Genomic DNA, 14,162 nt, shown 5'->3' with positions numbered 1-14,162 from the left:
CATGGTCGAACGCCGGGCGGATGCCGACACCCACGAGACGGGAACGGAGCGGAAGGAGGACGGAGGAGGGGCCGCGAGCCGGTCCGGGCCGCTGTGGGTGGTGGTCCTCGCCGCGTGCGCGGGCCAGTTCCTCGTCGTCCTCGACGTCTCCGTCGTCAACGTCGCGCTGCCCTCCATCCGCGCCGACCTGCGGATGGACGAGGCCGGACTCCAGTGGGTGGTCAACACCTACACCCTGACCTTCGCCGGGTTCATGCTGCTCGGCGGGCGGGCCGGAGACCTCTTCGGACGCGAACGCGTCTTCCTGACCGGGCTCGGCCTGTTCACCGCCGCGAGCCTGGCGGGCGGTCTCGCCCAGGAGCCCTGGCAGCTGCTGGCCGCGCGGGCCGTTCAGGGCGTGGGCGCCGCCGTCCTCGCCCCCTCCACCCTGACCCTGCTCACCACCTCCGTCCCCGAGGGGCCGGCCCGCGCCCGGGCCATCGGCACCTGGACGGCGGTGGGCGCCGGGGGCGGCGCGGCGGGCGGCTTCGTCGGCGGCGTGCTCACCGACGCGCTGTCCTGGCGCTGGGTGCTGCTGGTCAACGTGCCCATCGGCGTGCTCGTCCTCGCCGCGGTGGCGCTCCGGCTGCGGGGCGACCGCACGGAGGAGGGCCGGGGGAGCCTGGACGTGCCCGGCGCGGCGCTCGTCACCGGCGGGCTCGGCGCGGTGGCGTACGGGATCGTGCAGACGGAGGCCGTCGGCTGGCTGGAGCCGGCCACGCTCCTGCCCCTGCTGGGCGGGCTCGCGCTGCTGGGCGTGTTCGTCGTGGTCGAGGCCCGCACCAGGGCGCCGCTGATGCCGTTGCGGCTGTTCCGGCTCCCGACGGTGTCGGGCGCCAACGTCGCGATGTTCGTCTGCGGCGCCGCGCTGGTGTCCTCCTGGTACTTCATGTCCCTGTACATGCAGAACGTGCTGCTGTTCACGCCCCTCCAGGCGGGCCTGGGCTTCCTGCCGCACTCCCTGGCCGTCGTCGCCGGCTCCAAGCTCGCCCCCCGGCTGATGCACCGGGCGGGCGCCCGGAACACCGCGCTGACGGGCGTGGCGCTGTCCTCCTGCGGCTTCCTCTGGTACGGCCTCGTCATGGCGGCCGACGGGAGCTACGCGGCCACGGTCCTGGGGCCCGGGGTCACGGTGATGCTCGGCACCGGCCTGTTGGCGACCCCGCTCGCCTCCCTGGCCACCACCGGCGCCCCCTACCGGGACGCGGGCGTGGTCTCGGCGCTGGTGAACACCTCCCGCACCATGGGCGGCTCCCTGGGCCTGGCGGCCCTGTCCACCGTCGCCGCCTCCCGCATCGCCGACGACACCCCGTCCGCCCTCGCCGCGGGCTACGCCCTGGCGTTCCGCACCGGGTCGGCGATCCTGGCGTGCTCCCTGCTGCTGATCCTGCTCACGCTGCCGGGAGAGGAGCGCCGCGCGGCGCGGGAGCACCTGCCCTGACGCGCGCGGGCGGCCGTGCCGGTCGGGTGCCGGTCGGATGCCGGTCGGGTGCCGGTCACCTGCCGTCATGTGCCGCTCACCAGTACCGGTCGCGGAAGTCCCGCACGCACTGCTCCTGCTCGACGGGGGTGTCGGCGTCGCGCAGGCAGTTCCGGAGGTCGTCGACCGCGTCGGAGCCGAGGAAGGCCAGGGCCGCGGAGATCAGGGCCGCGGAGAGCACCAGCCCGATGAACCCCGTGATCGCCCCGGTGAGGGCCATCCAGCCGTTGGTCGCCTCGCCCCGCTTCGCACGCCGGTGGCCGACGACGCCGAACACGAGCGCCAGCACTCCCGGCACCACGCCCAGGAGGACGGTCCAGAACATCACCAGCGCGATCAGCCCGAGCACGAAGGCGGCGACCCCCATCCCGTCCCGCGGCCGCTCGGCGGGAGCGGGCGGAGGCGGCGGCTCGGGCTCCTGGTACCCCCCGCCCCGCGCGTAGGGGTCCCAGTCCTGCGGAGGAGGGTAGGAGTGCGAAGGCACCGTGACCCCCTTTCCGGGTTTCGGAGGGTTTCTCCGTGTCCGTCCCTCCCGCCGTACCCACCGGGAGGCGGGGCATTCGACCGCTCGTCCGCGATCTCGCCGGGCCGGCGGCCGGCGGTCGCGGAAGCGCGTCCGCCACGGAGGGAGGCGGGTCTCGTTCCCCCTCCCACGGCTCCCCGCCGCCGACCGCGTTAGCGTCGAAGGCGTGCACGACGAGAGAGCCGCCGGCGGGACGCCGCCGATGCCCGCCCTGTTCACCCACGAGTTCGCCACCGACCCGTACCCGGCGTACGCCTGGCTGCGCGAGCACGCGCCGGTGTACAAGACCGTGCTGCCCAGCGGGGTGGAGGCGTGGCTGGTGACGCGGTACGCCGACGCGCGCGAGGCGCTGGCCGACCCGCGGCTGAGCAAGAACCCCGTCCACCACAGCGAGGCCGCGCACGGCAAGGGGAAGGTGGGCATCCCGGGGGAGCGCAGCGCGAACCTGATGACGCACCTGCTCAACATCGACCCGCCCGACCACACCCGGCTGCGGCGGCTGGTGTCCAAGGCGTTCACCCCGCGCCGGGTGGCGGCCTTCGAGCCGCGCGTGCGGGAGCTGGCCGACCGGCTGATCGACGGGTTCGCCGCGCGCGGGCACGCGGACCTCATCCACGAGTTCGCCTTCCCGCTGCCCATCTACGCGATCTGCGACATGCTCGGCGTCCCGGCCGAGGACCAGGACGACTTCCGCGACTGGGCGGGCATGATGATCCGTCACGGCGGCGGTCCGCGCGGCGGGGTGGGCCGGGCGGTGAAGCGGATGCGCGCCTACCTGGCCGAGCTGATCCACCGCAAGCGCGGCGAGTCGGGCGACGACCTGATCTCCGGGCTGATCCGGGCCAGCGACCACGGTGAGCAGCTGACGGAGAACGAGGCCGCGGCGATGGCCTTCATCCTCCTCTTCGCCGGATTCGAGACCACCGTCAACCTCATCGGCAACGGCACGTACGCGCTGCTGAGCCACCCCGACCAGCGGCGGCTGTTCCAGGACGCGCTGGCGGCGGACGACACCGGGCTGCTGCGGACCGCGGTGGAGGAACTGCTGCGCTACGACGGGCCGGTGGAGCTGGCGACCTGGCGGTTCGCCACCGAGCCGATGACGATCGGCGGGCAGCGCGTGGAACCCGGCGACCCGGTGCTGGTGGTGCTGGCCGCCGCCGACCGGGACCCCGCGAGGTTCGACGATCCGGACACGTTGGACCTTACACGCAGTGACAACCAGCACCTCGGCTACGGCCACGGCATCCACTACTGCCTGGGCGCCCCGCTGGCCCGGCTGGAGGGGCACATCGCCCTCGCGACCCTGTTCGGACGCCTCCCCGACCTGCGGCTCGCGGTGGAACCGTCCGAATTGCGCCGGCGCGGCGGCCTCATCATGCGCGGCCTGCGCGAGCTGCCCGTGGAGTTCGAACCGGTACGCGGGTGACGCTCGGTCACTTATGTGACCTACACGTGATCTACGCGACACTGGCTTGTGATGATCGGACCGGGGCGCTACGTTCAGCCGTCAACAAGCGCTGAACCTTTTCCACTCCCCACGCACGAGAGGCCCCACACATGCTTTCCGGGAACGGTAGACACCGCCGCCCCCGCCAGGCTCCCGCCATCTTCGTCACGGCCGGGATGACCGGCGCGGGGATCGCCATGCCCCTCCTCGGCGCGACGGGCGCCCAGGCGGCCGACCTGGACACCTGGGACCGGGTCGCACAGTGCGAGAGCGGCGGGCTGTGGAGCGCCGACACCGGCAACGGCTACTACGGCGGCCTCCAGCTCACCCAGGAGACCTGGGAGGCGTACGGCGGCACGGTCTACGCCGAGCGCCCGGACCTGGCCAGCCGCAGCCAGCAGATCGCGGTGGCCGAGAAGATCCTGGCCGAAGAGGGGCCGGACGCCTGGCCCACCTGCGGCGTCAACGCCGGGCTGCGCTACGACTCCACCGGCGAGGCGCCCGCCATCGACCCGGGCAACATCCTGCCGTCCGAGGAGGAGTCGGCCTCTCCGTCCACCGGACGGGCGGGGGAGAAGGGCGGGGCCGGGAAGTCCACGGCGCCCGAGGGCGGCACCGAGAAGTCCGCCGAGGACACCGGGGAGGGCGAGGACGCCGCGAAGGGCACCGCGAAGGGCGCCGACGCCGGCCGGGAGCAGGCCGAGGAGGAGTCGGCGGACGGCTCGGCGGAGAAGGCCCCCCGGTCCGACGCCGAGGCGCGCGAGGAGGTCGCCGACCCGGGAGCGGGCACCGGCAGGCACCGCGGCGAGCGCGATCCGCGCGAGCTGGAGTCGGAGGGCGCCGAACGGTCGGGCGGTCGGGAGGCCGCGCGGGGCGAGCGGTCCGAGGACGTGGACGACCGCACGGACCGCTCCCTCGAACGCGCGGAGGCCGTGGCCGGGTCGGGCGGCGAGGGTCCCCTCGCCGTGGGCGGGGGCTACCTCGTGCGGCCCGGGGACTCGCTCTCGGCGATCGCCCGGGACCACGAGGTGCGGGGCGGCTGGACGGAGCTGTACGAGGCCAACAGGGACGTCGTGGGCGACGACCCGAACCTGATCCTCCCGGGGCAGGAACTCGCCGTCGGCTGACCGACCCCGGCCGGGAAGGGGGGCCGCGGAATGACCCTCCTGGGCTATTGCGGCGTGTCCTTCCTGTCCGGCCTAACGCCCACTGCTGACCTGCGCGGTTCATCCGTCTCGGCGTCAAGAAGGGTGAATGGTCGGTTTCTGACATGCTTTGAGGTGTATGCCCCGGTGTGCTTACCGTCTTCTCGCTCGCGACCGCGAGTGCCACCGACCGCAGCGCCGAATCCTGCCGGCGGCCGGTGGCTAGTCGTCGCGCCAGCGCCGATGGCAGGAGCGGGGGAACCAGGTAGGCGCCGCCGAGGTCCGCACGGGCCGAGGCGGCTTGGGGTGAAGCCGAGAGGGGACGCCCGTCCCCGCACGGCCGGGCTGCTCACTGCCCGAACCCGACAGCTCACCTCGCAGGCGTCGGTGAGAAGGACGTCCATGCTGTTCACCGGCAAGGGTCACGACAGTCGCACCGCCAAGGCCGTCCGCGCGGCCGCCCTGACCGGCGCCGCGGGGGCGGCCATCGCCGTTCCGCTGTCGGGCGCGCAGGACGCGTCGGCGGCGTCCGTGGACACCTGGGAGCGGGTGGCCCGGTGCGAGTCCGGCGGCGACTGGTCGATCAACACCGGCAACGGCTACTACGGCGGCCTCCAGTTCGCGCAGTCGAGCTGGGTGGCCGCCGGCGGCCTCCAGTACGCCCCGCGCGCCGACCTGGCCACCAGGGAGCAGCAGATCGCCGTCGCCGAGCGCCTGCTGGCCATGCAGGGGCCGGGCGCCTGGGGGTGCGCCGACGAGGGCGGCCTCACCTCCGGCGGGCCGGCGGCGGAGGTGGATCCGGACGGCGGCTCGGACGGCTGGGGCGGGCAGTCCCAGTTCCAGTCGCAGTCGCAGTCCCGGTCGGCGTCCTCGGCCGGCGACGCCGACCACGGCGAGGACCACGAGGACCATGGCGAGGACCACGACGAGGACGAGGCCGGCACCCACACCGTGCGTCCGGGCGACACCCTCCGCGCGATCGCCGCCGAGCACGGCACCACCTGGCAGCGGCTCTACGAGGCGAACAGGGACGTGGTGGGCGACGATCCCAACCTGATCTTCCCGGGCCAGCAGCTCCGCGTCTGACGCGCGCGGTGCCCGCCCGGTCCGCGACCCGGCGGCGCCAACCCGGTGCGGTGTGTCGCCCCTCCGTGCGGAGGGGGCCCCGCACCGGGTTTATTCAATTTGGAAACAAAATGCTCATCCCCCCTCTGAACTGGGCTTTCATCCTCCGTTACGCCGTACGGCACGGGCCGTCGGCCGGGTCGCGCGCACAGTGCGGATAGGCTCAAGGTGCTGAGACCCGACACACATGCCCGACATACACAAAGGAGACCCTCGTGCCGTCCATCGACGTCGTAGTGGCCCGCGAGATCCTCGACTCGCGAGGCAACCCCACGGTCGAGGTCGAGGTCGGCCTCGACGACGGCAGCACCGGCCGTGCGGCCGTCCCGTCCGGCGCCTCGACCGGCGCCTTCGAGGCCCTGGAACTGCGTGACGGAGACAAGGGCCGCTACGGCGGCAAGGGCGTCGAGAAGGCCGTCCTCGCCGTCATCGAGCAGATCGGCCCCGAGCTGGTCGGGTACGACGCCACCGAGCAGCGCCTGATCGACCAGGCGATGTTCGACCTGGACGCCACCCCGGACAAGTCCTCGCTCGGCGCCAACGCCATCCTCGGCGTCTCCCTGGCCGTCGCGCACGCCGCCTCCGAGGCGTCCGACCTGCCGCTCTTCCGCTACCTCGGCGGCCCGAACGCCCACCTGCTGCCGGTGCCGATGATGAACATCCTCAACGGCGGCGCGCACGCGGACTCCAACGTCGACATCCAGGAGTTCATGATCGCCCCCATCGGCGCGGAGTCCTTCTCCGAGGCCCTGCGCTGGGGCGCCGAGGTCTACCACACCCTCAAGAAGGTGCTGAAGGAGCGCGGCCTGTCCACCGGCCTGGGCGACGAGGGCGGCTTCGCCCCGAACCTGGGCTCCAACCGCGAGGCGCTCGACCTCATCATGGAGGCCATCCGGCAGGCCGGCTACACCCCCGGCCAGGACATCGCCCTCGCCCTGGACGTCGCGGCCACCGAGTTCCACAAGGACGGCCGTTACGTCTTCGAGGGCAAGGAGCGCACCGCCGCCGAGATGACCGCGTACTACGCCGAGCTGGTCGACGCGTACCCGCTGGTCTCCATCGAGGACCCGCTGAACGAGGAGGACTGGGACGGCTGGAAGGCCATCACCGCCGAGCTCGGCGACAAGGTCCAGCTCGTCGGCGACGACCTGTTCGTCACCAACCCCGAGCGCCTGGCCCGCGGCATCGAGGAGGGCGCCGGCAACGCCCTGCTGGTCAAGGTCAACCAGATCGGCTCCCTGACCGAGACCCTGGACGCCGTCGAGCTGGCCCAGCGCAACGGCTTCAAGTGCATGATGTCCCACCGCTCCGGCGAGACCGAGGACGTCACCATCGCCGACCTGGCCGTCGCCACCAACTGCGGCCAGATCAAGACCGGTGCCCCGGCCCGCTCCGAGCGCGTCGCCAAGTACAACCAGCTCCTGCGCATCGAGGAGATCCTCGACGACGCCGCCGTGTACGCGGGCCGCTCGGCGTTCCCGCGCTTCCGACCCACGGAGAAGTAAGGGCACGGTCGCCCGGCGGACCGGCGGACCGGCGGCCGGCGCCGCGCCCCCCGTCGTGTCCCCGCCGCCGTCCCGTACGGTGGCGGGGACACGACGGCACACGAGCGCGTACGACGACGCCCACGACGGCGCGTACGGAGACGACAGGGCGACAGGGGAGGCGAGGTGGCCGCGGACCGGGACCGGTTCTCCACCGCGACCAGGCTCAGGGCACTGGGCACACAGGCGGCGGAGCGCGTCTACCGCGCGCAGAACCGCCGGATGCGCAGACCACGCCGCAGCCGGCTCACCGGACGCGCCGCCCTGCTCGTCCTGGTCCTGTGCTCGCTCGTCGTCGCCCTCGCCTACCCGATGCGGCAGTACGTCACGCAGCGCGCGGAGATCGCCGAACAGCGGCGCCTGGTCGAGGAGAAGCGCGACCGCGTCGAGGAACTGCGCGACCGGAAGGCCCGGTGGCAGGACCCGGCCTACGTGGAGCGGATGATCCGCGAGCACCTGCTCTACGTCCGCCCCGGCGAGGTCGGCTACACCCTGCCGGAGGGCACGGTCGACAGAACCGCCGACGGCACCTCCGACGGCGCCTCCCGCTCCCGGCGCCCCGCCGGCCAAGGGCCCGCCGACCGGGCCTGGTACCGGCACCTGTGGGACGGCGTGGACGAGGCGGACCGGCGCCCCTGACACCTGCCCGCCGCCGGCGGCGTCCCCGACGCCCGCCGGCTTCGAGATCACGAGAGACCCATGGACACGCCCCCGCCCCTCACCGAACCCACCGAGCCCACCGACGCGGACGTCGAAGCCTTCCGACGGCAGCTCGGCCGCCCGCCGCGCGGCCTGCGCGCCATCGCGCACCGCTGCCCCTGCGGCCTGCCCGACGTGGTGGAGACGGCGCCGCGGCTGGAGGACGGCACGCCCTTCCCGACGACGTACTACCTCACCTGCCCGCGCGCCGCCTCCGCGATCGGCACGCTGGAGGCCGAGGGCGTGATGAAGGAGATGACCGAGCGGCTGCGGACGGACCCGGAGCTGGCCGCCGCCTACCGCCGGGCGCACGAGGACTACATCGCCCGCCGCGACGCGATCGAGGTGCTGGAGGGCTTCCCCAGCGCGGGCGGCATGCCCGACCGCGTGAAGTGCCTCCACGTGCTGGTGGCCCACTCCCTGGTCGCCGGGCCGGGCGTGAACCCGCTGGGCGACGAGGCGATCGCCATGCTGCCGGAGTGGTGGCGGAAGGGCCCGTGCGTGTGCCCGGACGAGAGGACCGAGGGACGGACCGGGGAACGGGAGGACGCCGAATGACACGGGTCGCCGCCATCGACTGCGGAACGAATTCCATCAGGCTGCTCGTCGCCGACGTCGACCCGGCCACCGGCGAGCCGACCGACCTCGACCGCCGGATGACCATCGTCCGCCTCGGCCAGGGCGTGGACCGCACCGGGCGGCTGGCGCCCGAGGCGCTGGAGCGCACCTTCGCGGCCTGCCGCGAGTACGCCGAGGCGATCCGCGGGCACGGCGTCACCCCCGAGCGCACCCGCTTCGTCGCCACCTCCGCCTCGCGCGACGCCGAGAACCGGGACGTGTTCGTGCGCGGGGTCGTGGACATCCTGGGCGTCGAGCCCGAGGTGATCACCGGAGACCAGGAGGCCGCGTTCTCCTTCACCGGCGCCACCCGGGAGCTGGCCGGGCGCGACCACCTGCCCAGGCCCTATCTGGTGGTGGACATCGGCGGCGGCTCCACGGAGTTCGTGGTCGGCGACGACGCCGTACGGGCCGCCCGCAGCGTGGACATCGGCTGCGTACGGCTGACGGAGCGCCACCTGCTGCGCGACGGGAAGATCGCCGACCCGCCCACCCCCGAGCAGATCGCCGCGATGCGGGCCGACATCGACGCCGCCCTGGACCTCGTGGAGAAGACCGTTCCGCTGGCCGAGGCACGGACGCTGGTGGGGCTGGCGGGCTCGGTCACCACCGTCGCCGGCATCGCGCTGGGACTGCCGGAGTACGACTCGGAGGCCATCCACCACTCCCGGATCACCGTGGAGCAGGTCGCCCGGATCACCGAGCGCCTGCTGACCTCCACCCACGAGGAGCGCGCCGCCATCCCCGTGATGCACCCGGGCCGGGTGGACGTGATCGGCGCGGGCGCCGGGATCCTGCTGTCGATCATGGAGCGGACGGGAGCCGGCGAGGTCGTGGTGAGCGAGCACGACATCCTGGACGGCATCGCCTGGAGCGTGGTCGAGGGCGTGTGACGCGCCGGGGCGGGGGGCCGGACGGAGCCGAGGGGCCGTCACCGCTCCCCGCGGCCACGGCTTCCGGCGGTCACCACTCCTCGCGCGAGGCGGGCCCCTGGACGCGGTTGGCGAGCGCGTAGGCGATCCGCACGTCGTGGTAGTCCACTCCCGTGGCCACCGGAGCGGGGAGGTTCACCCGGTCGTCGGTCGTCGTCGCGCGCCTGCCCGGGGTGCCGTCGAAGCGGACCTCCGTGCGCGGCGCCGCGCGGAAGCGGAGGCGGTCGACCTCCACCGCGGAGGCGAACTCGACGTCCGCGGGATCGTCGCGGGCACCGGAGGCGTCCGCCGGAGGAGTTCAGGGCGGGCGGCCTCCGCGTCGGCGCCCCTGTCCGCGCGTCGGACGGTGGGAGGACGCCGCGCCGGTGTCCCCCCGCTCGGTCCGTTCCGCGCGTTCCCCGCGTTCCGTGCGTTCCCCGCGTTCGCCACGCTCCCGGCGCTCCCCGCGGTCACGGCGGGGCTCCGCGGGGGCTCCGCCCGGCGCCTCGCGCACCGTGTGGCCCGTGGCCTCCCGAGCCGTTCCGGCGGTCTCTCCCGCCGTCTCCCCGACCGTCTCCCCGGCTGTTTCGCCGACCGTCCGGCCGGCCGCCTCGCCGGCGTCTCCGACGGCCTCCCCGGCTTCCCGGACGGCTTCGCCGGCGTGCTCGCCGACCTCCTCGACCGCCGCACCGGCGCCGGAGCCGAGCTCGCCGGCGGCGCGCCCCACGCCGCCTCCCAGGCTCTCCGCCGTGGACCGCAGGCCGGACGCGGCCTCCTCCACGATCCGCGGGTTGCGGTCGATCGTGGTCAGCACCCGGTCGACGATCGCGGCGACGTTGTCGAGCCGCACCTTGAGGACCGCCCGCGCGTCCACGCCCTTGATGTCCAGGTGGACGCCGCCCAGCGACACGTCCGCGCCCACCCCGAGCCCGAGCAGGTCGAGCACCTCCGCGCGCAGGGACACCCGCGCCCGCAGGTCGTCGACGTCCAGGGAGATCTCGTCGACCTTGAGCTCCGGTACGTCGAGGAGGACGTCGGGGGTCGCGACCGTCCGGTCGACCGGCGCGCCGCCGCCCGCCCGGTCGTGCGTCTCGTCGTCGTGTGCCTCGTGGCCGTGTGCCTGGTTCTCGTCCCGCCCCCGAGGGCTCTCGGTGCCGTCCATGCTGCCCCTCGAACGTGTAGACGAAATGCTCTTTTTGTCGCTTTTCACCCTATAGCGGGACCTCCGGGGGAGTCCTGTCGTGAGGTCGCGGCGGCGAGGTGATGGGGGGTCTTCCGGGGTGCGTGCGGCCCCTGCGGAGACCCTGTGAGGGCCCTGTGGGGGGCGCCGTCGGGAGCTCTGCCGAAAAAGTTCGTGAAGTTCTTCACAAGGAAAACCGCGCCGATGGGCCACGTTACTCGTCAGTAAGAGCGCTTCCGGGCCGCCCCGGCCCGGAAGCACTCGTTTCGCGGGTGGTGCGCGGCGGCGGACCGTCGGGGTGGCCGAGAGCCGGGCGGACGGTTTCGCGGAGAGATCCCGCAGTTCACAGGGGGTGGAGAACGCTCTGTGAGGTGTGGTGGTTCCCGTCGCCGGGTGTGGCTCTGGTCACGGGGCGGGGGAGTGTAGCAGAGGTGGCGCGGATGCTTGTGAAGACCCTCACGAGCCACCCCCCGAACGGGGGTGGATACTCGATGGCATGAGCACCACGGAGCGTCCGCGAATCCTCGTAGTGGGTGGCGGGTACGTCGGTATGTACGCAGCGCGCCGCATCCTGAAGAAGATGCGGTACGGCGAGGCGACCGTGACCGTCGTCGACCCGCGCTCGTACATGACGTACCAGCCCTTCCTGCCGGAAGCCGCCGCCGGCTCCATCTCCCCGCGCCACGTCGTCGTTCCGCTGCGGCGTGTGCTGCCCAAGGCGGAGGTTCTCACCGGACGCGTCACGAGCATCGACCAGGACCGCAAGGTCGCCACGGTCTCGCCGCTGGTCGGCGAGTCCTACGAGGTGCCCTTCGACTACCTGGTCATCGCGCTCGGCGCGGTCTCCCGCACCTTCCCGATCCCCGGCCTGGCCGAGAACGGCATCGGGATGAAGACCGTCGAGGAGGCCATCGGACTGCGCAACCACGTCCTGGCGCAGCTCGACAAGGCCGACTCCACCAACGACGAGGAGGTCCGCCGCCGGGCGCTGACCTTCGTCTTCGTCGGCGGTGGCTTCGCCGGCGCCGAGACCATCGGCGAGGTCGAGGACATGGCGCGCGACGCCAGCAAGTACTACGCCAACGTCCGTCGCGAGGACATGCGCTTCATCCTCGTCGACGCCGCGGACAAGATCCTCCCCGAGGTCGGCCCGCAGCTCGGCAAGTGGGGCCTGGAGCACCTTCAGAAGCGCGGCGTCGAGGTCTACCTGTCCACGTCGATGGAGTCCTGCGTCGACGGCCACGTGGTGCTCAAGAACGGCCTCGAGGTGGACTCCGACACCATCGTGTGGACGGCCGGAGTGAAGCCGAACCCGGCACTGGCCCGCTTCGGCCTGCCGCTGGGCCCCCGCGGCCACGTGGACACCGAGCCGACGCTCCAGGTCAAGGGCACCGACTACATCTGGGCCGCGGGCGACAACGCCCAGGTCCCGGACCTCGTCGGCCGCGCCGCCGGCAACGAGAACGCCTGGTGCCCGCCGAACGCCCAGCACGCGCTGCGCCAGGCCAAGGTGCTCGGCGACAACGTGGTCTCGGGCATGCGGGGCTTCCCCCAGACCGAGTACCGCCACGCCAACAAGGGCGCGGTGGCCGGGCTCGGTCTCCACAAGGGCGTGGCGATGATCATGCTCGGCAAGAAGCTCAAGCTGAAGGTGAAGGGCCGCCTGGCCTGGTACATGCACCGCGGCTACCACGGCCTGGCGATGCCCACCTGGAACCGCAAGATCCGCGTCTTCGCCGACTGGACGCTCGCCATGTTCCTCAAGCGCGAGGTCGTCTCCCTCGGCGCGGTGGAGAACCCCCGCGGGGAGTTCTACGAGGCCGCCGCCCCGGTCTCGGCCGCCGCCCAGGAGTCCCGGCCCAAGGCCAAGGCTTCCTGACGCCGCCCGTGACGGTCCCCTGACGGGGCCTCACCACCGAACGCCCAGGCGTTCCGGACGTTCCCGAAGGGGCGTCCGCCCTCCGAACCGAAGGAGGGCGGACGCCCCTTCGCCGTTCCCCCGTCCGTTCCGCCCGAGGGCCGTACGGACCTGTCCCACGCGCCGCGCGGGTGGCCCGATGGCGTGGCGGAGTGGGTGACGGGACGCACAGGGGTAGCTACTGGTGTTGAGGGGAGAAGCGGTCGGCTCGACGGAAGGTGGACGCCATGGCTCATGCCGCCGCACGGCTTGTGGACTCTGCCGAGAAGGTGCTGGGCACCTCCCTGCCCGTACGGGTGCGGGCGTGGGACGGCAGCGAGGCGGGGCCGCCGGGGACGCCCACCCTCGTCGTACGGCACCGGCGCGCGCTGCGGCGGCTGCTGTGGAAGCCGGGCGAGTTGGGGCTCGTCCGCGCCTGGGTGACCGGGGAGATCGACGTCGAGGGCGACCTGTACACGGCCCTGGACCGGCTGGCCGGACTGGTGTGGGAACGGGGCGGGAGCCCCACCCCCTCCCTCGCGGACAGACTCGCGTTCGGTCGCGAACTCCTCGCGCTCGCCGGACCGCTGCCCCCGCCGCCCCCGCCCCGCGAGGAGGCCCGCGGACGTGTCGGACTGCGGCACACCCTCGGCCGCGACCGGCGCGCCATCGGCCACCACTACGACGTCGGCAACGACTTCTACGCCCTGGTGCTCGGGCCGTCCATGGTGTACTCGTGCGCCTACTGGGACGACGCGGAGGGGACCACGCTGGAGGACGCCCAGCGCGCCAAGCTGGACCTCGTCTGCCGCAAGCTGGCCCTGAAACCCGGTCAGCGGCTGTTGGACGTCGGCTGCGGCTGGGGCTCGCTGGTGCTCCACGCGGCCCGCGAGTACGGCGTGCGGGCCGTGGGCGTCACCCTCTCGCGGGAGCAGGCGACCTTCGCCCGCAAGCGCGTCGCCGAGGCCGGGCTCACCGACCGGATCGACATCCGCGTCCAGGACTACCGGCGGGTCGACGACGGCCCGTACGACGCCATCGCCTCGATCGGCATGGCCGAGCACGTCGGCGCGGTGCGCTACCGGCAGTACGCCGACATCCTCCACGGCCTGCTGCGGCCCGGCGGGCGGCTGCTCAACCACCAGATCGCCCGGCGGCCGCTGCCGGACGAGGAGGCGTACCGGGTGGACCCCTTCATCGACGCGTACGTCTTCCCCGACGGCGAACTGGCCCCCGTGGGCCGGACGGTCACGATCCTGGAGGAGGCCGGCTTCGAGGTCCGCGACCTGGAGTCGATCCGGGAGCACTACGCGCTGACCCTGCGCCGGTGGGTGGCCAACCTGGAGTCCGACCTCCCCCGCGCCGCCCGGCTGGCCGGACCGGGCCGGGCACGGGTGTGGCGGCTGTACATGGCGGCCTCCGCGCTCTCCTTCGAACGCAACCGCATCGGCGTCAACCAGGTCCTGGCCGTCCGCACGCCCGACAGCGGGATCTCCGGATTCCCGCTGCGCGCCCGCGACTGGCGGTAGGGGGCCGGAAGCGGCGCGGGGC

13 protein-coding genes and 1 riboswitch are annotated in these 14,162 nt (G+C 73.4%); of the genes, 10 read left to right on the top strand and 3 right to left on the bottom strand.

Translation table 11 applies throughout. The features are described from left to right. The first annotated feature begins 1 nt into the window (after position 1). Positions 2–1,480 carry an MFS transporter gene (locus ABD335_RS22325; protein ID WP_344326398.1) on the top strand — a complete coding sequence of 493 codons (1,479 nt, stop codon included), beginning with the start codon at positions 2–4 and terminating at the stop codon, positions 1,478–1,480. Positions 1,481–1,556: 76 nt separating this feature from the next. Here ABD335_RS22325 and ABD335_RS22320 read toward each other — a convergent pair whose 3' ends face one another. Continuing rightward, on the bottom strand, positions 1,557–2,003 hold the full coding sequence (locus tag ABD335_RS22320; RefSeq protein ID WP_344326396.1) for a DUF4190 domain-containing protein: 447 nt from the start codon (positions 2,001–2,003) through the stop codon (positions 1,557–1,559). A 241-nt stretch (positions 2,004–2,244) separates the two neighbouring features. Here ABD335_RS22320 and ABD335_RS22315 point away from each other — a divergent pair, with 241 nt between their 5' ends. From ABD335_RS22315 to ABD335_RS22285, 7 genes are all read left to right on the top strand, one after another. Next, positions 2,245–3,471, top strand: a complete 1,227-nt coding sequence (locus ABD335_RS22315) for a cytochrome P450 family protein (RefSeq protein WP_344326862.1) — start codon at positions 2,245–2,247, stop codon at positions 3,469–3,471. 197 nt (positions 3,472–3,668) lie between these two features. Then, positions 3,669–4,619, top strand: coding sequence for a transglycosylase family protein (locus tag ABD335_RS22310; RefSeq protein ID WP_344326394.1), 951 nt, complete (start codon positions 3,669–3,671; stop codon positions 4,617–4,619). 240 nt (positions 4,620–4,859) lie between these two features. Continuing rightward, positions 4,860–5,036, top strand: a riboswitch (cyclic di-AMP (ydaO/yuaA leader). Positions 5,037–5,039: 3 nt separating this feature from the next. After that, positions 5,040–5,723 (top strand): LysM peptidoglycan-binding domain-containing protein, encoded by a 684-nt coding sequence (locus ABD335_RS22305; protein WP_344326392.1) that lies wholly within the window; start codon positions 5,040–5,042, stop codon positions 5,721–5,723. Positions 5,724–5,977: 254 nt separating this feature from the next. After that, on the top strand, positions 5,978–7,267 hold the full coding sequence (gene eno, locus ABD335_RS22300; RefSeq protein WP_344326390.1) for a phosphopyruvate hydratase: 1,290 nt from the start codon (positions 5,978–5,980) through the stop codon (positions 7,265–7,267). A 165-nt stretch (positions 7,268–7,432) separates the two neighbouring features. Beyond that, on the top strand, positions 7,433–7,945 hold the full coding sequence (locus ABD335_RS22295; protein ID WP_344326388.1) for an FtsB family cell division protein: 513 nt from the start codon (positions 7,433–7,435) through the stop codon (positions 7,943–7,945). A 60-nt stretch (positions 7,946–8,005) separates the two neighbouring features. Beyond that, positions 8,006–8,563 (top strand): DUF501 domain-containing protein, encoded by a 558-nt coding sequence (locus ABD335_RS22290; RefSeq protein WP_344326386.1) that lies wholly within the window; start codon positions 8,006–8,008, stop codon positions 8,561–8,563. Then, positions 8,560–9,516, top strand: a complete 957-nt coding sequence (locus ABD335_RS22285) for a Ppx/GppA phosphatase family protein (RefSeq protein ID WP_344326384.1) — start codon at positions 8,560–8,562, stop codon at positions 9,514–9,516. The genes ABD335_RS22290 and ABD335_RS22285 overlap by 4 nt, the downstream gene beginning before the upstream one ends. A 70-nt stretch (positions 9,517–9,586) precedes the next feature. Here ABD335_RS22285 and ABD335_RS22280 read toward each other — a convergent pair whose 3' ends face one another. Both ABD335_RS22280 and ABD335_RS22275 read right to left on the bottom strand, forming a co-directional pair. Beyond that, on the bottom strand, positions 9,587–9,790 hold the full coding sequence (locus tag ABD335_RS22280) for a hypothetical protein (protein ID WP_344326382.1): 204 nt from the start codon (positions 9,788–9,790) through the stop codon (positions 9,587–9,589). Positions 9,791–9,853: 63 nt separating this feature from the next. Continuing rightward, complete coding sequence (locus tag ABD335_RS22275; protein WP_344326380.1) at positions 9,854–10,696, bottom strand: hypothetical protein; 843 nt, start codon at positions 10,694–10,696, stop codon at positions 9,854–9,856. 514 nt (positions 10,697–11,210) lie between these two features. On the opposite strand from ABD335_RS22275, the gene ABD335_RS22270 reads away from it, so the two are divergent. Both ABD335_RS22270 and ABD335_RS22265 read left to right on the top strand, forming a co-directional pair. Further along, on the top strand, positions 11,211–12,593 hold the full coding sequence (locus ABD335_RS22270) for an NAD(P)/FAD-dependent oxidoreductase (protein WP_344326378.1): 1,383 nt from the start codon (positions 11,211–11,213) through the stop codon (positions 12,591–12,593). A 266-nt stretch (positions 12,594–12,859) separates the two neighbouring features. Then, on the top strand, positions 12,860–14,140 hold the full coding sequence (locus tag ABD335_RS22265; RefSeq protein ID WP_344326376.1) for a class I SAM-dependent methyltransferase: 1,281 nt from the start codon (positions 12,860–12,862) through the stop codon (positions 14,138–14,140). Positions 14,141–14,162 lie beyond the last annotated feature (22 nt).

It is taken from the genome of Streptomyces macrosporus (genome assembly GCF_039533145.1).
GTDB lineage: Bacteria > Actinomycetota > Actinomycetes > Streptomycetales > Streptomycetaceae > Streptomyces > Streptomyces macrosporus.
Note: the sequence above shows the minus strand (reverse complement) of the source record. Positions and strands in the feature narration are given on the sequence as shown.